16 protein-coding genes are annotated in these 16,246 nt (G+C 64.1%); 8 read left to right on the top strand and 8 right to left on the bottom strand.

Annotated features, from left to right (window positions below; all coding sequences use genetic code 11):
* The first annotated feature begins 194 nt into the window (after positions 1–194).
* Positions 195–1,268, top strand: a complete 1,074-nt coding sequence (locus I6F28_RS14860) for a Ppx/GppA phosphatase family protein (RefSeq protein ID WP_036001035.1) — start codon at positions 195–197, stop codon at positions 1,266–1,268.
* A 2-nt stretch (positions 1,269–1,270) separates the two neighbouring features.
* Positions 1,271–1,957, top strand: a complete 687-nt coding sequence (locus I6F28_RS14865; RefSeq protein ID WP_036022539.1) for an RlmE family RNA methyltransferase — start codon at positions 1,271–1,273, stop codon at positions 1,955–1,957.
* 105 nt (positions 1,958–2,062) lie between these two features.
* On the opposite strand, the gene I6F28_RS14870 is transcribed toward I6F28_RS14865, so the two are convergent.
* Positions 2,063–3,553, bottom strand: a complete 1,491-nt coding sequence (locus tag I6F28_RS14870; RefSeq protein ID WP_225140203.1) for an MDR family MFS transporter — start codon at positions 3,551–3,553, stop codon at positions 2,063–2,065.
* Between the two features lie 453 nt (positions 3,554–4,006).
* Here I6F28_RS14870 and guaB point away from each other — a divergent pair, with 453 nt between their 5' ends.
* A complete protein-coding gene (gene guaB, locus I6F28_RS14875; RefSeq protein ID WP_225140204.1) occupies positions 4,007–5,500 on the top strand; it encodes an IMP dehydrogenase in 1,494 nt (497 codons plus the stop codon).
* Between the two features lie 129 nt (positions 5,501–5,629).
* Here the strand turns inward: guaB and I6F28_RS14880 are convergent, their stop codons facing one another.
* Genes I6F28_RS14880 through I6F28_RS14890 form a run of 3 tightly spaced genes read right to left on the bottom strand, consistent with a single transcriptional unit; the run spans position 5,630 to position 7,913 of the window.
* On the bottom strand, positions 5,630–6,277 hold the full coding sequence (locus tag I6F28_RS14880) for an HD domain-containing protein (protein WP_225140205.1): 648 nt from the start codon (positions 6,275–6,277) through the stop codon (positions 5,630–5,632).
* 47 nt (positions 6,278–6,324) lie between these two features.
* Complete coding sequence (locus I6F28_RS14885; protein WP_225140206.1) at positions 6,325–7,146, bottom strand: alpha/beta fold hydrolase; 822 nt, start codon at positions 7,144–7,146, stop codon at positions 6,325–6,327.
* Positions 7,143–7,913 (bottom strand): SDR family oxidoreductase, encoded by a 771-nt coding sequence (locus I6F28_RS14890; protein WP_225140207.1) that lies wholly within the window; start codon positions 7,911–7,913, stop codon positions 7,143–7,145. The genes I6F28_RS14885 and I6F28_RS14890 overlap by 4 nt, the downstream gene beginning before the upstream one ends.
* A gap of 195 nt (positions 7,914–8,108) precedes the next feature.
* Between I6F28_RS14890 and I6F28_RS14895 the strand changes: the two genes are divergently transcribed.
* The 3 genes from I6F28_RS14895 (at position 8,109) to I6F28_RS14905 (ending at position 11,435) form a co-directional block, all read left to right on the top strand.
* On the top strand, positions 8,109–9,674 hold the full coding sequence (locus tag I6F28_RS14895) for a winged helix-turn-helix domain-containing protein (RefSeq protein ID WP_225140208.1): 1,566 nt from the start codon (positions 8,109–8,111) through the stop codon (positions 9,672–9,674).
* A 187-nt stretch (positions 9,675–9,861) separates the two neighbouring features.
* Positions 9,862–10,884, top strand: coding sequence for an NADPH-dependent curcumin/dihydrocurcumin reductase (gene curA / locus I6F28_RS14900; RefSeq protein WP_225140209.1), 1,023 nt, complete (start codon positions 9,862–9,864; stop codon positions 10,882–10,884).
* Between the two features lie 257 nt (positions 10,885–11,141).
* The gene (locus tag I6F28_RS14905) at positions 11,142–11,435 is read left to right on the top strand and encodes a hypothetical protein (protein WP_225140210.1); all 294 of its coding nucleotides are present in this window, start codon (positions 11,142–11,144) and stop codon (positions 11,433–11,435) included.
* Between the two features lie 174 nt (positions 11,436–11,609).
* Here I6F28_RS14905 and I6F28_RS14910 read toward each other — a convergent pair whose 3' ends face one another.
* Positions 11,610–12,206, bottom strand: a complete 597-nt coding sequence (locus I6F28_RS14910; RefSeq protein WP_036001015.1) for a phasin family protein — start codon at positions 12,204–12,206, stop codon at positions 11,610–11,612.
* Positions 12,207–12,436: 230 nt separating this feature from the next.
* Between I6F28_RS14910 and I6F28_RS14915 the strand changes: the two genes are divergently transcribed.
* Positions 12,437–13,378, top strand: a complete 942-nt coding sequence (locus I6F28_RS14915; protein ID WP_036022562.1) for an alpha/beta fold hydrolase — start codon at positions 12,437–12,439, stop codon at positions 13,376–13,378.
* Between the two features lie 18 nt (positions 13,379–13,396).
* On the opposite strand, the gene I6F28_RS14920 is transcribed toward I6F28_RS14915, so the two are convergent.
* From I6F28_RS14920 to I6F28_RS14930, 3 genes are all read right to left on the bottom strand, one after another.
* Complete coding sequence (locus I6F28_RS14920) at positions 13,397–13,927, bottom strand: DUF992 domain-containing protein (RefSeq protein ID WP_050995857.1); 531 nt, start codon at positions 13,925–13,927, stop codon at positions 13,397–13,399.
* Between the two features lie 202 nt (positions 13,928–14,129).
* The gene (locus I6F28_RS14925) at positions 14,130–14,972 is read right to left on the bottom strand and encodes a metallophosphoesterase family protein (protein ID WP_225140211.1); all 843 of its coding nucleotides are present in this window, start codon (positions 14,970–14,972) and stop codon (positions 14,130–14,132) included.
* 69 nt (positions 14,973–15,041) lie between these two features.
* Complete coding sequence (locus I6F28_RS14930) at positions 15,042–15,656, bottom strand: acriflavin resistance protein (protein WP_225140212.1); 615 nt, start codon at positions 15,654–15,656, stop codon at positions 15,042–15,044.
* A gap of 153 nt (positions 15,657–15,809) precedes the next feature.
* Here I6F28_RS14930 and I6F28_RS14935 point away from each other — a divergent pair, with 153 nt between their 5' ends.
* Positions 15,810–16,232: an MAPEG family protein gene (locus I6F28_RS14935; protein ID WP_036000992.1), complete on the top strand. Its 423-nt coding sequence runs from the start codon at positions 15,810–15,812 to the stop codon at positions 16,230–16,232.
* The last annotated feature ends 14 nt before the right edge of the window (positions 16,233–16,246 follow it).

Raw genomic sequence — 16,246 nt, forward strand, 5'->3', positions numbered from 1 at the left:
AGCCGGCATTTGCGCATTTTCGCGGCAGCGGAGCACCGGACTCCCTCAAATAACCCACCACCCCCGTTCACGACAACGCACGATTGGACATGGTCCCATGTGATGCGTTGTTGCGCAGGCCTGCCGCGCTGCTAATGTTTCAGGCGAATAATCAATTCCAGACCGGCCCGACCGGCCGCGGAAAGACAGTTTGTATGAATGACCACACGCGGCTCCGCGACGGCCATGCGCCGCATAGCGAGCTGGAGGGGTCGATGGCGGCGGTGGCATTGGCCACCAATCCGGCCGTCGGCGCGCAGGCGCCGGGAACCGGCGTCTATGCGGCGCTGGACCTCGGCACCAACAATTGCAGGCTGCTGATCGCCTGTCCGACTCAGGACGGCTTTCGTGTGGTCGATTCCTTCTCGCGCATCATCCGGCTCGGGGAGGGCGTCTCGGCGACGGGGTGCATTAGCGACGCCGCGATCGAGCGCGCCATCGCCGCGCTCAGCATCTGCCGCGACAAGATCAATCTGCGGAAGGCGCGTCGGCTGCGGCTGATCGCGACCGAAGCCTGCCGCGCGGCTTCGAACGCGGAAGGTTTCCGCAGCCGCGTTGCGGCCGAGACCGGCATCGAGCTCGAGGTGATCGACCGCGAGACCGAGGCCGCGCTCGCCGTGCTGGGTTGCTCGCCGCTGGTCGACCCCAGGGGGCGGGGCGCGATCCTGTTCGACATCGGCGGCGGCTCCACCGAGCTGGTGCGGATCGAGCGCGACGCCACCAATCCGGAGCCGCGCATAAAAGCCTGGATGTCGATTCCCTATGGTGTGGTCACGCTCGCTGAGCAGTTCGGCGGACGCGACGTCACGCCAGAGATCTATGCCGCCATGGAGCAGGAGGTCGCAAGCCACGTCGCGCCATTCGCCGAGGAGCACGGCCGCGATCTCGCCGACATGCACCTGCTCGGCACGTCGGGCACGGTGACGACGCTGGCCGGCATCCATCTCAACCTCGCGCGCTATGACCGCCGCCGCATCGACAGCATCTGGATGAACGATGCCGACATCACCGCGACCATCAACAAGCTGCTCGGCATGAGCTACGAGGAGCGTGCCGCCAACAGCTGCATCAGCGTCGAGCGCGCCGATCTCGTCCTGGCGGGCTGCGCCATCCTCGACGCTATCCGCCGCGCCTTTCCGCTGCCGCGCCTGCGCGTCGCCGACCGCGGCTTGCGCGAGGGCATGCTGGTCGAGATGATGCGCGAGGACGGCGCGCTCAGGAGCTGGTGAGTATGGCCAAGGACACCACCGGCCGCTTGCACGTTCAGGTCAAGACCGGCGGCAAGCGCAAATTGTCGTCGAAGCTGTGGCTGGAGCGGCAGCTCAACGATCCCTATGTCGCCAAGGCCAAGGCGGCGGGCTATCGCTCGCGCGCCGCGTTCAAGCTCTTGGAGATTGACGACAAGTTCCGGCTCTTGAAGCCCGGCATGGCCGTGGTCGATCTCGGCGCGGCACCCGGCGGGTGGAGCCAGATCGCAGCAAAGCGCGTCGGATCATTGGAAGGCAAGGGCAAGGTCGTCGCCATCGATCTGTTGGAGATGCCGGAGATTCCCGGGGTCGATTTCGCGCAGCTCGACTTCATGGACAACGACGCGCCCGAGAAGCTCACCGCGATGCTGGGCGGCAAGGCCGACGTCGTGATGTCCGACATGGCCGCCAACACCACCGGCCACCGCAAGACCGACCAGCTCCGCATCGTCGGCCTGGTCGAGACGGCGGCGGCCTTTGCCTGCGACGTGCTCAAACCCGGCGGCACGTTCCTGGCGAAAACGTTCCAGAGCGGCGCCGACGCTGAGCTGCTGGCCCAGCTCAAGCGCGACTTCGCCACCGTGCGTCACGTCAAGCCGGCCGCGAGCCGGCAGGATTCGTCCGAACGCTACGTGCTGGCGACGGGATTTCGCGGCGGCGGAGCGGCGTAGCTACGTACTCCGTCATTGCGAGGAGCTCTTGCGACGAAGCAATCCAGAGTGCTTCTGCGGAGAGATTCTGGATTGCTTCGCTTCGCTCGCAATGACGGGAGGAGACTACCCCAGCCGCTGATCCCGCACGTCCTGCGTATCCTCGGACGCCGCCTTGACCGCGGCCTTCTCTGCGCCCTTGCCGGCGCCCTTGCGGCTCGCGATCTCCACCGCCTTGCGCCCCGAAATCTCGTGGCCTGCGTCCGCGGGCATCTGCCAGAAGAACCAGCTCGAGGCCGCCGAGGTCAGCGCCACCACGACGAAGGCGGGCGCGAACACCGTGGCGTTGAGCTCGCTGACGTGGCTGAACCACATCGTCGTCTCGACACAGGCCGCGCCGACGGCGACGCCGGCCGAGATCGCGAGCTGCTGGTTGACGCTGACGAGGGTTGTGGCGCGGCTCATTTGCGCGGTCTCGACGTCGGCATAGGCGACCGTGTTGATCGCGGTGAACTGCAGCGAGCGGAAGAAGCCGCCGACCACCAGGATCACCATGATGATGAGCAGCGGCGTCGTCACCGTGAACAGCGCGCAGACGCCGAGGAAGAACGCGCTGACGATCGCGTTCACCGTCATCAAATTGCGGAAGCCGAAGGTGCGGATGATGCGCGCCGCCAGCGTCTTCATGCCCATCGCCCCGAGCGAGGAGGCAAAGGTGACGAGGCCGGAATGGAACGGCGACAGGCCGAAGCCGATCTGCATCAGGAGCGGCAGCAGGAACGGCAGCGCGCCGATGCCGAGCCGGAACAGGAAGCCGCCGAACACGGCTGCGCGCAGCGTCGGCAGCTTCAGGAGCGAGAAGTCCAGCACCGGCGATCTGGTCCGCCGCGCGTGGATGACGTAGAGCGTCATCGAGATCGCTCCGCCCACGACCAGCGCGGCCACCGTGCTCCATGGCAGCAGGTTGAGCCCGGCAACGGAAAGGCCGAAGGCGATGCCTGCGAGCCCCAGCCCAGAGAGCACCATGCCGTAGAGATCGAATGGCTCGCGTTCCTCGCTCTTGATCGGGTCGATGTACTTCAGCGCCATGAAGATCCCGAGCAGCCCGATCGGGATGTTGATCAGGAAGATCCAGTGCCAGGACGCATAGGTCGTGATGAAGCCGCCGAGCGGCGGGCCGATCACGGGACCGATCAGGGCAGGGACCGTCACCCAAGCCATGGCGTTGACCAGCGCGCTCTTATCGACCGAACGCAGCAGCACGAGGCGCCCGACCGGCGTCATCATGGCGCCGCCCATGCCTTGCAGGATGCGCGCGAACACGAAGTCGGTGACCGAGGTCGAGAGCGCGCAGCCGACCGAGCCGACCATGAACACGCCGACGGCGATCGCGAACACCATCCGCGCGCCAAACCGGTCGGCGGTCCAGCCGCTCGCCGGAATGAACACCGCGAGCGACAGCAGATAGGAGGTGATCGCGAGCTTCAGCGTCAGCGGGCTGGTGCCGATGTCGGCTGCGATCGCCGGCAGCGAGGTGGCGATCACGGTCGAATCCATGTTCTCCATAAAGAGAGCCGTGGCCACGATCAGCGGAATGACGCGTTGCTTGTCGACCATGAGGGCAATGAAATCGGAAGGAGGAGTGGAGTTGCGGCTTATCACCGCCGTCCGCCGCCGACCATTGCGGATCCATGCATGGTACCTAAATCCCGCGTAACAACGGTGTGACCGTCTTTCGTCATTCCGGGGCGCGCCCACTTGGCGCGAACGCGGAATCCATCGGACTGCAGCATCCGCTGCGCGATGGATTCCGGGCTCGCGACTTCGTCGCGCCCCGGAATGACCGGTGGAGGGACGGCGTACCGAGCCCAACCCCGCTGAATCGGCCAAAAAACCCCTGTGCATGGCTGGCCAGCGGCCCGAATCGCTTTGATTCGTCACGCGGCCGTGCTATCGACCCGCGTCAACCCCACCGATGGGCTCCGATTCTCAAGGCGTTGCCGCAAGGGACGCCGAGGGCGGCGCTCATCCATTAGCATTTGCGGCAGGGCCGCAGGAAGGAGTTGGCAGATGGCCACGTTGCAACTTCAGGGCATCCGCGAAGCCTTTACGTTCGACGACGTGCTGTTGAAGCCGGGCCTGTCCGACGTCATGCCGGGCGAGGTCGACATTCGCTCCCGCGTCACCCGCGCCATCCCGCTCAACATCCCGATCATGGCCTCGGCCATGGACACCGTCACCGAGGCCCGCATGGCGATCGCCATGGCGCAGGCCGGCGGCCTTGGCGTCATCCACCGCAATTTCGATCCCGAAGGGCAGGCCGCCCAGGTGCGGCAGGTCAAGCGCTACGAGTCCGGCATGGTGGTGAACCCGCTCACCATCAGCCCCGACGCCACGCTCGACGACGCGCTCAAGCTGATGAGCGACCACGGCATCTCCGGCATTCCGGTCGTCACCGGCGCCGGCAAGAACACGCCCGGCAAGCTGGTCGGCATCCTCACCAACCGCGACGTGCGCTTTGCCACCGACCGCCGGCAAAAAGTCTCCGAGCTGATGACCCGTGAAGGGCTCGTCACGGTCCGTGAGAATGTCAACCAGGATGAGGCGCGGCGGATGCTGCACCAGCACCGCATCGAGAAGCTGCTGGTGGTCGACGATCAATATCGCTGCGTCGGGCTCATCACCGTGAAGGACATGGAGAAAGCGGTTGCCCATCCGCTCGCCTGCAAGGACGGGCAGGGGCGTCTTCGCGTCGCTGCCGCCACCACGGTCGGCGATACCGGATTCGAGCGCACCGAGCGGCTGATCGATGCCGGCGTCGACCTTGTCGTCGTCGACACCGCGCACGGCCATTCCCGTCACGTGCTGCAGGCGGTGAACCGCATCAAGCGCCTGTCCAATTCGGTGCAGGTGGTCGCCGGCAACGTTGCCACCACGGAAGGCGCGCAGGCGCTGATCGATGCGGGCGCGGATTGCATCAAGGTCGGCATCGGCCCGGGCTCGATCTGCACCACGCGCATCGTCGCCGGCGTCGGCGTGCCCCAGCTCACCGCGATCATGGATGCGGTCGAAGCGGCGAAGAAGGCCGACATCCCCGTCATCGCCGACGGTGGCATCAAATATTCCGGCGACCTTGCGAAAGCGCTCGCGGCCGGCGCCGACATTGCCATGGTCGGTTCGCTGCTCGCCGGCACCGACGAGACGCCCGGCGAAGTGTTTTTGTGGCAGGGCCGTTCCTACAAGGCCTATCGCGGCATGGGCTCGGTCGGCGCGATGGCGCGGGGATCGGCCGACCGCTACTTCCAGCAGGACATCAAGGACACGCTCAAGCTCGTGCCTGAGGGCATCGAGGGCCAGGTGCCCTACAAGGGCCCGGTCGGCAACGTCATGCACCAGCTCGCCGGCGGCTTGCGCGCCGCAATGGGCTATGTCGGCGCGCGCGACATGAAGGAGCTGCACGACAAGGCCCAGTTCGTCCGCATCACCGGCGCGGGCCTGCGCGAAAGCCACGTCCACGACGTCACCATCACGCGCGAGAGCCCGAACTATCCGGGCGGGGGTTAGGCGCTTCGGTCGCGCGCGCGTTTTGCGCGCGATAAGATACTGCCGTGCTTGGTTCGACCGGAGCGGCCCGCGACCGGATTTCGGATAAGCTCGTCGTCGCGGTCGCTCAGGTAAGGTTGAGATGCAATCCTACTCGGCGAATGGCGCTGCATCCACCAGATCAACCACCGAAGGCGCGCTGTATCCTTCGACAAAGCGCTCGCCGAAATCTCGGATGAAATTGTCGTAGCTTGTTTCCGGCCTGGTGCTTGCGATATGGCAGAAGCAGCGGCGGAATTGCCGCTTGATCTGCATTCGCGGGAATTCGGCGATGATCCGCGACACTTCGGCGGCGGGAATGACGTCGTATTGCAGCCCGATGACGTCGAAGCAGATGCCAGCTGTGGCGAGTGCAACCTCGCTCTCTTTGTAGAGAGCGATCGACGGGGTCGAGTTCAGCGCGACGCTGTCCCAGATCAGCTGGGCGCGGCGCCGGTCGAAGCCGCGCTCGGCGGCAAAGTGCCGCGCCAGGTCCGCGCCTTCGACCTCGAAGCGGCGAGGTCCGGCGAAGCTTTCATTCAGCGTGATGTCGTGCAGCAGGGTGCCGACCGCGAGCACCTCCTCATCGTGCACCACGTTCTGCAATTGTCCGAGCCTTGCCGCGAACAGCCACGAGCGGACGACGTGGTTGAACAGATACGGCGCGCAGTGCTGCCGCGCATGTTCGATTGCGGCATCGACTATGGGAGCGTCGGGAACGACGACGCCCGCGAGGGTGCGGTGGGCAGGTTTGTCCATGCTGCTGTCTTTCTCGTTGAGGTCTGCAATTCAGGTGAACGAGATCGCTAGCTCCGGATGAATTTCAGCAGCTCGGCGTTGATCTGATCCTGATGGGTGGCGGTCAGGCCGTGGGGGGCTCCCGGGTAGTAGACGTCCTTGGCGCCTTTGATGAGCTTCGCCGATTTGCGCGCGGAGTCCTTGACCGGCACGATCTGGTCGTCTTCGCCGTGCAGGACCAGGGTCGGCACGTCGAACTTCTTCAGGTCCTCGGTGAAATCAGTTTCCGAGAAAGCTTTGACGCTCTCATAGGCACTCTTGGCGCCTGCCTGCATGCTCCACAGCCAGAACTGGTCGAGCGTGCCCGGCGAGACTTTTGCACCCGGCCGGTTTGCGCCGTAGAAGGCAATCGCCAGATCCTTGTAGTATTGCGACCGGTCGCCGGCGACGCCTGCACGAATGGCATCGAACACCTCGACCGGAAGTCCCTCCGGGTTGGCTTCGGTCTTCAGCATGATCGGCGGCACCGCCGCGATCAGCACCGCCTTGGCGACGCGACCGGTACCATGGCGGCCGATATAGCGCGCGACCTCGCCACCGCCGGTGGAATGGCCGATCAGCGTGGCGTCCCGTAAATCAAGCGCTTCGATCACCGCGGCGAGATCGTCGGCATAGCCGTTCATGTCGTTGTGCTCCGAGGCCTGGCTGGAGCGACCATGCCCGCGCCGGTCGTGCGCGACGACGCGAAAGCCGTGCTGGGCAAGGAACAGCATCTGGCCGTCCCAGGCGTCTGCATTCAGCGGCCAGCCGTGCGAGAAGGTCACGACGGGGCCTTGGCCCCAGTCCTTGTAATAGATCTCGGTGCCGTCCCTAGTGGTGATCGTGCTCATCGTTTTGCGTCCTTTGGGGTGAGGAGAGAGTTGTGGAGCCAGTCGGCGAGCCGGGTCCGCCCGAGCTGCGGCTCGTCGCCCGGCGTCAGCGACTGATCGTTCAGGGGCAGGCCGAAATAGTCCGCCCGGATATCGGGGATCACTCGGCGTGTGTCGCCCCTGGCGGCCAGAACCTGCTGTGCAAACTCATCGAGGCCGCGCCTTTCGGGACCAGCGATCTCGACTATGCGGTTGCGAGGCGGACCAAGCGCCAATTCGGTCAGTGTGGCCGCGACGTCGTCGGCAGCGACGGGCTGGAGATGCGCAGGCGACAGCCGGATCACGTCGCCCTCGGCGCCGCCTGCGATGATCGCGTCGATGAATTCGAAGAACTGGGTCGCGCGCAGGATGGTGTATGGAAGGCTTGATGCTTGGATGAGCTCCTCTTGCACAAGCTTTGCGCGGAAATAGCCGCTCGTCTGCAGTCGGTCGGTGCCCACCACCGACAGCGCGAGATGATGCTTCACCTCGGCGGCGGTTTCGGCCGCCAGCAGGTTGCGGCCCGAGGTCCGGAAAAAATCCATCGCGGTCTTGTCATCGAAGGCGGGCGAATTCGAGACGTCGATTACGACTTGTGCACCGTCGACTGCTTCGGCGAGGCCCTCGCGGGTCAATGTGTTGACGCCGGAGGAGGGCGAGGCCGCGACCACCTCGTGGCCTTTGGCCTGAAGCCTGCGCACCACATTGCTTCCGATCAGGCCGCTGCCGCCGATCACCACGATCTTCATTGTGCCCTCGCGTCTCGTTCGCTCCAGATGCGGCAGGATGCGCCGGAATCCGGCCCAAGACCTTGGTATGGACGTGCAGCGCCCTTGGTTTTTGCTTGAAATCTGCTTGCAGTTTCGTCCAAACAGGGCGCAGCAGCCTCGGCTGTCGTGCGCCGAGAGCGGGATGCCGCTCGGGTTTCAATCAGGGTCTTTGTGGTGCGGTTCACCTTCGAAGCCTATGTCCTCGATGAGGACCGGCGGGAGTTGCGGCGGGACTCCGGGGCTGTCAGCCTCACGCCGCAGGCTTTCGATCTGCTGCTGTATCTGGTGCGCAACCGCGACCACGTCGTTAGCAAGAATGATCTGTTCGACACGGTCTGGGGCGGGCGGATCGTCTCGGAATCGACGCTGGCCAGCCACATCAACGCTGTGCGCAAGGCGCTGGAAGACAGTGGAGAGGGGCAGCGGCTGATTCGAACCGTTCCGCGCAAGGGGTTCCGCTTTGTCGGCGAGGTGCACGTAGCGGCCGATCAGCGCATCGCGATCGTGCCGTCGGCGGAGAAGCCGGTTGCCGCGCTCGACCTGCCCGACCGGCCCTCGATCGCTGTGCTGCCGTTTCTGAACCTGAGCGGGGACCCCGCTCAGGACTACTTCGCCGACGGCGTCGTCGAAGACATCATCTTCGGTCTGTCGCGAATCCGCTGGCTGTTCGTGATCGCCCGCAATTCCAGCTTCACGTACAAGGGCCGCGCGGTCGATGTGAAGCAAATCGGCCGCGAACTGGGCGTGCGCTACGTCCTGGAAGGCAGCGTGCGCCGCTCCGCTGGCCGCGTGCGCATCACCGGACAATTGATCGACGCCTCTACCGGCGCTCATCTGTGGGCTGAGCGGTTCGAGAGCGCGATGGACGACATCTTCAAGCTGCAGGACCAGATCACCGCCAGCGTCGTCGGCGCGATTGCGCCGCAGCTCGAGCTCGCCGAAATCGAACGCGCCAAGCGCAAGCCGACCGAAAGCCTCGATGCCTACGACTATTATCTCCGCGGCTTGGCGCAATTCCACACCGCGACCCGCGACGGAATCGATGGGGCATTAGCGCTGTTCTACGGGGCGATCGATCGCGATCCGGACTTTGCTGCGGCTTATGGCATGGCGGCGTGGTGCTTTTACTGGCGCAAGATGAATCGCTGGCTCGCAGACCGCGCCGCCGATGGCGCCGAGGCGGCGCGGTTGTGCCAGCGCGCGGTGACGCTGAACAAGAACGACGCAGTTGCATTGTGCCGTGGCGGCCACGCATGGCCCCATTTCGGCGGCGATCTGGACACCTGCGTCGCCCATGTAGACCGCGCGCTGGTGCTCAATCCGAATTCGTCGACGATCTGGTATCTCGGCGGGTATCAACGAATCTCGATGGGCGAACACGACAGCGCGATCGACTATTTCAGTCGCGCCATGCGGCTCAGCCCGCTCGACCCCGAGATATTTCAGATGCAGACCGGGATCGCGATGGGACATCTGTATTGCCGCCGCTTCGACGACGCGGTGGCGTCACTGCAGCGGGCATCGCGGCAGATGCCGAACGTCCTGCGGGTGGCCGCCTTCATGGCGGCGAGCCACGCGCTAGCCGGGCGGATGGACGAAGCCCGTGAAGCGATGGCCCACGTCCGCAGGCTGGATCCGACTTTACGGGTCAGCGTTTTGGAGGATTGGCTGCTCGTCCGCCGCCCGCAGGATTTCGCGCTCGCCTCGGAGGGCATGCGGATGGCCGGGCTACCCGAATGAAGGACGCTGTCTCGGCACAAAATGCTGGAAACGGCGACAACGGATCTGAACAGGCTTGATCGGCGATAGGCCTTGAATCGACGCTGACGCGCCCTCGGCTCCGAGGGGCCAACCGCTCACCGCTTTTGTGTTGACGCGCCTCGCTGCCTCCGCTTCCGTCCGTATCGAAAGACAAAAGGAGGAAGCCATGGCCCAAGCCAAACGCATCGTTCTCGCCGCGCGTCCCGTCGGCGAACCCAAGCCGTCTGATTTCCGTTTGGAGGAATTCGCCGTTCCGACGCCAGGGCAGGGCGAAGTCCTGCTGCGCACGATCTGGCTGTCGCTCGATCCCTATATGCGCGGGCGCATGAGCGAGGGGCCGTCCTACGCAGCTCCGGTGCCGGTCGGCGGCGTGATGGAGGGCGAGGCGGTCAGCGAGGTCGCGGCGTCCAACAATCCCGATTTCGCGGTCGGCGACATCGTGCGCATCCGCTCGGGCTGGCAGACTCATGCGATCTCGAGCGGCAAGGGCCTGATCAAGGTCGATCCCAAGCTCGGGCCGATCTCGACCTCGATCGGCGTGCTCGGCATGCCCGGCATGACCGCCTATACCGGCCTGCTCGACATCGGCAAGCCGCAACAGGGCGAGACTGTCGTCGTTGCCGGTGCGTCCGGCGCGGTCGGCTCGGCAGTGGGGCAGATCGCCAAGATCAAGGGCGCCCGTGCGGTCGGCATCGCCGGCGGCAAGGACAAGTGCGACTACGTGGTGAAGGAGCTCGGCTTCGATGCCTGCATCGATCACCGCGATCCCGATCTCGCCGCCAAGCTGAAGGACGCCTGCCCTGATGGCATCGACGTCTATTTCGAGAATGTCGGCGGTGCCGTGTTCGAGGCGGTGTTTCCGCTGCTCAACCCGTTTGCGCGCGTGCCGGTGTGCGGCCTGATCGCCCATTACAACGACACCGAGGCCAAGCCGCCGAAATGGGCGGCCAGCCTGATGCGCGCGACGCTGACCAAGCGGCTGACCTTCCGCGGCTTCATCGTCTCCGACTTCGCCGCCCGCCACGGAGACTTCCTGCGCGACATGTCCGGCTGGGTTCGCGACGGCAAGGTCAAGTACAAGGAGTTCGTCACCGAGGGCCTGGAAAGCGCCCCCGGCGCCTTCATAGGCCTGCTGAAGGGGGCCAATTTCGGCAAGCAGCTGGTCCGGATCGGGCCGGACAAGGCCTAGGCATGCTCCGGAAAAGTGCGAAGCGGTTTTCCGGAAAGATCATGCCCAAACAACAACCTAAAGCGCGAGCGCATTCATCGCGCTTTAGGTGACAGGGACTGGGACTCACGTGGCCCCGCGGCCACACGCCGCGTGGGGATAGTTAAGAAAGAGTCACCAAATGGTCACACCTGCCCGCAAAAGCCGCGGGTGTGACCGCCTGTTCATTGACGGCCGGACGAAGGCATTGAATCATCGTGCATATTTTAGGTGCTGCGATGTTAGAGATTGGTATTTTCTGCGTCATCCTCCTGGCCGTCGGCTATTGGGCGACCATGTTCATCATGGGCCGTCGCGACGACGTCATCCATGGCAAGTTCGTTCACGCCGAGGACGAGGGCGAATTCGCCCCGGCCGCAATGCCTGCGCCTCCGCTATTCCCGAAGCGTCCCGTGAAAGCTGCGCAGCGCCCCGCTGCCGAGCCAGCCAGCACCGAGGCCAAGCCGGTGAACAGCGCCGCGCTGCAATCGCTGCTCGCCGCGATCCAGCAGGATCTCAAAAGCGTGGCTTGAGTCTTTCGCGAGGCCGCAACACAAGAGCGGCTGAGGTTCAGCCGCACATGTGCGCCATGGCTGTGACAGCGCGCTACAGCATGATTCGGAAAAGTGGGTAGCGGTTTTCCGAAAAGCTCATGCTCAAACAGTAACCCAAAGCGCGATGACGATTCATCTTAATCGCGTCGCGCTTTAGGCGGCGTGCCGCATGCGTTCGATACTCTGAGTAATATGGTTTCCTGCATCGTCAGCCACCTTCAAAGACATGTCCGCCATCCGGCGGCTGGTATCGAGGGCGCTTCTGATCGAATCGCGCATCAGATCGGTCTGCACAGCCGCCAAATCCTGCGGAGTTCGGCAGCGCCAGAGTTCATTCATACGGTCCATGGTCCTCTCGATCTGCTGTCGAACGAAATCGAAGTACTCGCGTGAGACGCCGTTCATTCCTTTGACGACCGCGGTTGTAGAGTACATGATTGCTTCAGCGTTGCGGACCGATCGTTCTGTTGCCTGCTCCGTTTCATTGCCCGTCACACCGAACGTGCGACCAAGCTGATCAGCAGACCGGCCCAACATTACAGTGGCCATGTCGACGCCGAAGCGCCAACTGTTTTGCAACATCTCGGCATTCTGTTGCAGCAGGTGACTGCTGGCTTGGGCCACCTCCTCGCTGGCCTCAGCGGTAGCTAAGCCGATCCGTCTGGTTTGCTCAGCGGTCCTTTCGGCGGCGCGGCGCATTGTGTCCTCAGGGCTTTGCGTAGACTTTTCCTCCTGGCGTGGATTAGCCATCTGTTGCTCCTTGGTTATTGTTGGTGACGTCGGATCCTCTCCGTCACAGGTGCGATCCTTAGCGGCCAACGTGGGCATTTCTGGACCGTTCCGGGGCACGTGATTTTTAATCAATCCTCCGCGATCGCGCGCAGGAACGAGCGCTTCAACTTCCAATTACTCCATGGATTGGTTCACTTGCTTGGCACCGCGGGTCTCATGTTCATACCCTCGATCATCAAGGGTCAGTAATGACCACCGCTGAAACCGTGTTGCTCATCGCTGCCTTGTTATTGGCGCTTCTCGTCGTCGGTAACATCGGCTTCTCCAAACTGGCCGAGTGGAGGAATCCACCAATCGGCAAGTTCCTCGAATGCGACGGCGTAGTGCTCCACTATGTCGATCGAGGGGATCCGGCCGCTCCTTGCGTCGTGCTGCTCCATGGCAACGGATCCATGATCCAGGACTTCACGATCAGCGGTCTGGTCGATCTTCTTGCCCGCACCAATCGCGTGGTGTGCTTCGATCGCCCAGGCTTTGGCTATAGTCAGCGGCCGCGGCTCCGAATATGGACCGCGGCAGCTCAAGCCGCTCTGCTGGCGAAGGCGCTCAATCAACTTGGAATCCGCAATCCGGTTGTGCTCGGCCATTCTTGGGGCGCCTTGGTCGCTATCGCTCTCGCCGTGCGAAAGGATTATCCGACCCAGGGTCTTGTGCTTGCGTCAGGGTACTATTTCCCGACCGGCCGATTGGACGTGTGGCTGATGTCAGGTCCAGCCATACCGGTCCTGGGCGACCTGGTCAGTTACACTGTCGCGCCGATCGTTTCGTGGGCCGTCCTGCCAGGAGCTCTTCGCAAGATCTTTGCGCCCCGTTCTGTCCCGCAGACGTTCAGGAATGAATTTCCAGCGTCTTTGGTGCTCAGACCCACACAGTTGAGGGCGGCTGCGGAGGAAAGTGCACTCCTCATTCCAACTGCAACACAATTCCAAGCTTATTATCCAGCCATCGGCGAGCGAGTGCAGATATTCCACGGAACAGAGGACCAAGTGATCGAATTCAGACAAGCGCAGGATTTACATCAAGCACTGCCTCGGTCCGATCTTCACCTTGTTCCAAATGCCGGGCATATGGTCACGTACGCAGACCCCGCCGCCATCGTGGAGGTCGTCAACTCAATGACGAACTCCTGAGATCGGCAGCGACGGCCGTCACTGGGCCTTGCCGCGTGCAGGCGCAGCAACCGGCCGCAATTCCATTCTTGATATGCCTGCTGCGACGTTCACACCTGTCTGCGCCTGGACGGACACCGGCTGCAAGGCAATCGTACGATCCGAGCCGCCCACCAGGAGGTTGGCACCAACTCCGGCGCCGACAGTGCCGCCGGCGGTCGCGCCCGCATAAGTTCCGGCCAAGGCTGCCCGGCGAACTGTCGTTGGCGCAAACACGGTCCAAACGAGCTGACCGCCGGACGTGGCTCCTATGTCCAGACCAAGCGTGCTGACGGTGCCTTCGTAAGCCTCGCGCGCCCTGCCTCGTGCCGATGCATAGATGCAGCTCAGCTGCCGTTGTCCCGCAACAATCATGCCGACTCCGGGCGATATGTTGCACGTGAGTGTGCCGACTCTCGAGCGCCCAGCCTCCTGCGCCGTTGCCGGAACCATCGTGAGGACGAGTGCCAAGGCCGCGCAAGCCGTGGCCAAATTGGTCAGCCTCGCTTCATTCAGCGTTGTCCTGGTCATGGGGCCTCCATCGACGTAGTCTGATCGTCCTTCAATGCGCGCGGAGCCAGCGATGTTCCTGTTGGTCGCAAGCCGAAGCTCCAGAACCACTAGACAGGCCTCGCTTACGGGGTCGGGATGTGGAGCACGCGTGTCCGGCTCTGCGCTAGGTGTTGAGTGACAGGCGGACATCAAGCGCGCCTACTGCACGCAGCCGATTTTATCAGTGCCCGTCGCCCATCTGGATGAGCAGCTCCTCGATATCGACATCGACCTGGCCGGCCGCCCTGATGTGGCGGACCTCGAGACTGTCGGGCTGGAAGCGGTATTCGACCAGGCCGACTTCCTTGATCGCGATCCGGTCCTGGCGCTGATCGTTGATGACGAAGCCCGCTGACGGCGCCCAGACGTGGCGGGTGTGGCGGAAGGTGAAGTCGCGGCGCTGGTGCACGTGCCCGCTGGCGATGAGACGCAGGTCGACCTTGCCGAACATCTCGATCAGCCGCGCCCGCGCCGGCTGCGGCACGTAGCGGATCGACGTCTCCGGCGTCTCGGCGTCGTCGGGCAGGTTGAGGAACAGCGGCTTGTGCAGGAACAGTGCGACCGGCCTGCCGTTCACGCGCGAGATTTCCTGAGACAGCCAGTCGAGCTGCTCGGCCTCGAAGGCGAGGCCCGAATTCATCACCAGCGAATTGAGGCCGATGAAGCGCCAGCCCGCGGCGTCAAACGCCCAATGATCTTCGCCGATGATGTCGCAGAACTGCTGGCGGTGCGTCTCGCTGACCGGCGGCTTCGGCGCCGGCCCGATCGCGGTCGGATTGTCCCCGATATCGTGATTGCCGGGGAGATAGCGGCAGGTGACGGGCAGCGCGTCGTGCAGGCTCTTCGCGAATTCGACGTCGTCGCGGCTGGTCGGCCCGTCGAACGAGACATCGCCGGTGTTGACGACGAGATCGGGCCTACCGGCGTCGATATGCTCGCTGATCGCCGCGAAGTTGGCGATCAGGCCGGGAAAGCGCCGGCCAAGATGGGTGTCGGAAATCTGCGTGAGACGAAATTCGGACATGCGATCATCCTACCGGTCGCCGCGCGTCGGCACGATGACGGGGCGGGCATGGATCGCAGCGAACAAAGTTTAAAGCACGCGATAGCGGATGCTGTAGCCGTCCTGCGGGGCGACGGCAGCGGCGAGCGGGGAAGCGATGCGGTCGGCGAGGTGCCAGGGGCCGAACTGGCCGGAGCGATGCGGCTCGGCCGGCAGGCGGAGGCGGAACTCGAAGACGCCCTTGCCTGAGAGGTTCACGACCAGAACGCGATCGGCCGTGCGGTGGTTGAGCACCACTGCGCCGCGCAGCACGGCCCGGCCGTCCGAGAGGTCGCGCACGCCGTCCACCAGCGCCAATGTCTGGTTGCGGTCGGTGTGCAGCTCGATCTGGCTGTCGTTCACCGCCGTCAGCATCTCCCGGGGCATGCGGATCTCGAACTCGATGGCGGGCTTGGAGGGATTGAGGCCGAGATAGGCGAGCGCCGCATGGCGCATGTCGTAGGCGGCAAAGGCGAACAGCGCGAGCGCGGCCAAGGTCGCCAGGCCATGCCTGATGACGTCGCGCCAGGTCCTGTAACTCAGGCGGAAGTAGACCGTCATGGCCAGCGCGACCGCGAGCGCTGCCGCGATCCCCGACAGCGCCGACATCAGGATCCCGAGCTGGCCCGCGGCGGCTTCGCTGAACAAGCTGGACAAGGAATTCATGGCTGGCTCGCCTCGGGGCCCAAGGGGCCGAAATCGCTTCAACAATCTGGGGTTGGTCGGGGAAGCGGGAATGCCGGTTCAAGTCGTTCATTGTCAGCGCCAAAAGTCGCGGCTAATGACGTCGGCGGCATTTCGCCTCCCGGGAAAGTTCCGATGTCCGTTCAAATGGTCCTGCTGCCGGTCTTCGTGCAGGTCGCTCTCACCTTCGCGCTGCTGATCGGCATGGTCCTGGCGCGCCGCAAGACCTTGGTCTCCGGCGAGACCAAGATCCGTGACATTGCGCTCGGCGAGCCGAACTGGCCGAAGGGCGCCACACAAATCGCCAATTGCTACCGCAACCAGTTCGAGCTGCCGGTGCTGTTCTATGTCCTGATTGCGCTGGCATTGCCCTTGCGCCGCGCCGATCTCTTCATCGTGCTGATGTCCTGGGTGTTCGTGGTGACGCGCTTTGCCCATGCCGGCGTGTTCGTTTCCTCCAACGATCTCGGCCGCCGCTCCACGGTCTGGCTCGCCGGCGTGCTGGTGCTGCTCGCGATGTGGATTTACTTCGCGCTGAAGCTTTTGCTGCTGATCTAGGCGCTGCGCACCAC

The organism is Bradyrhizobium sp. NBAIM14, assembly GCF_020193895.1.
GTDB lineage: Bacteria > Pseudomonadota > Alphaproteobacteria > Rhizobiales > Xanthobacteraceae > Bradyrhizobium > Bradyrhizobium yuanmingense.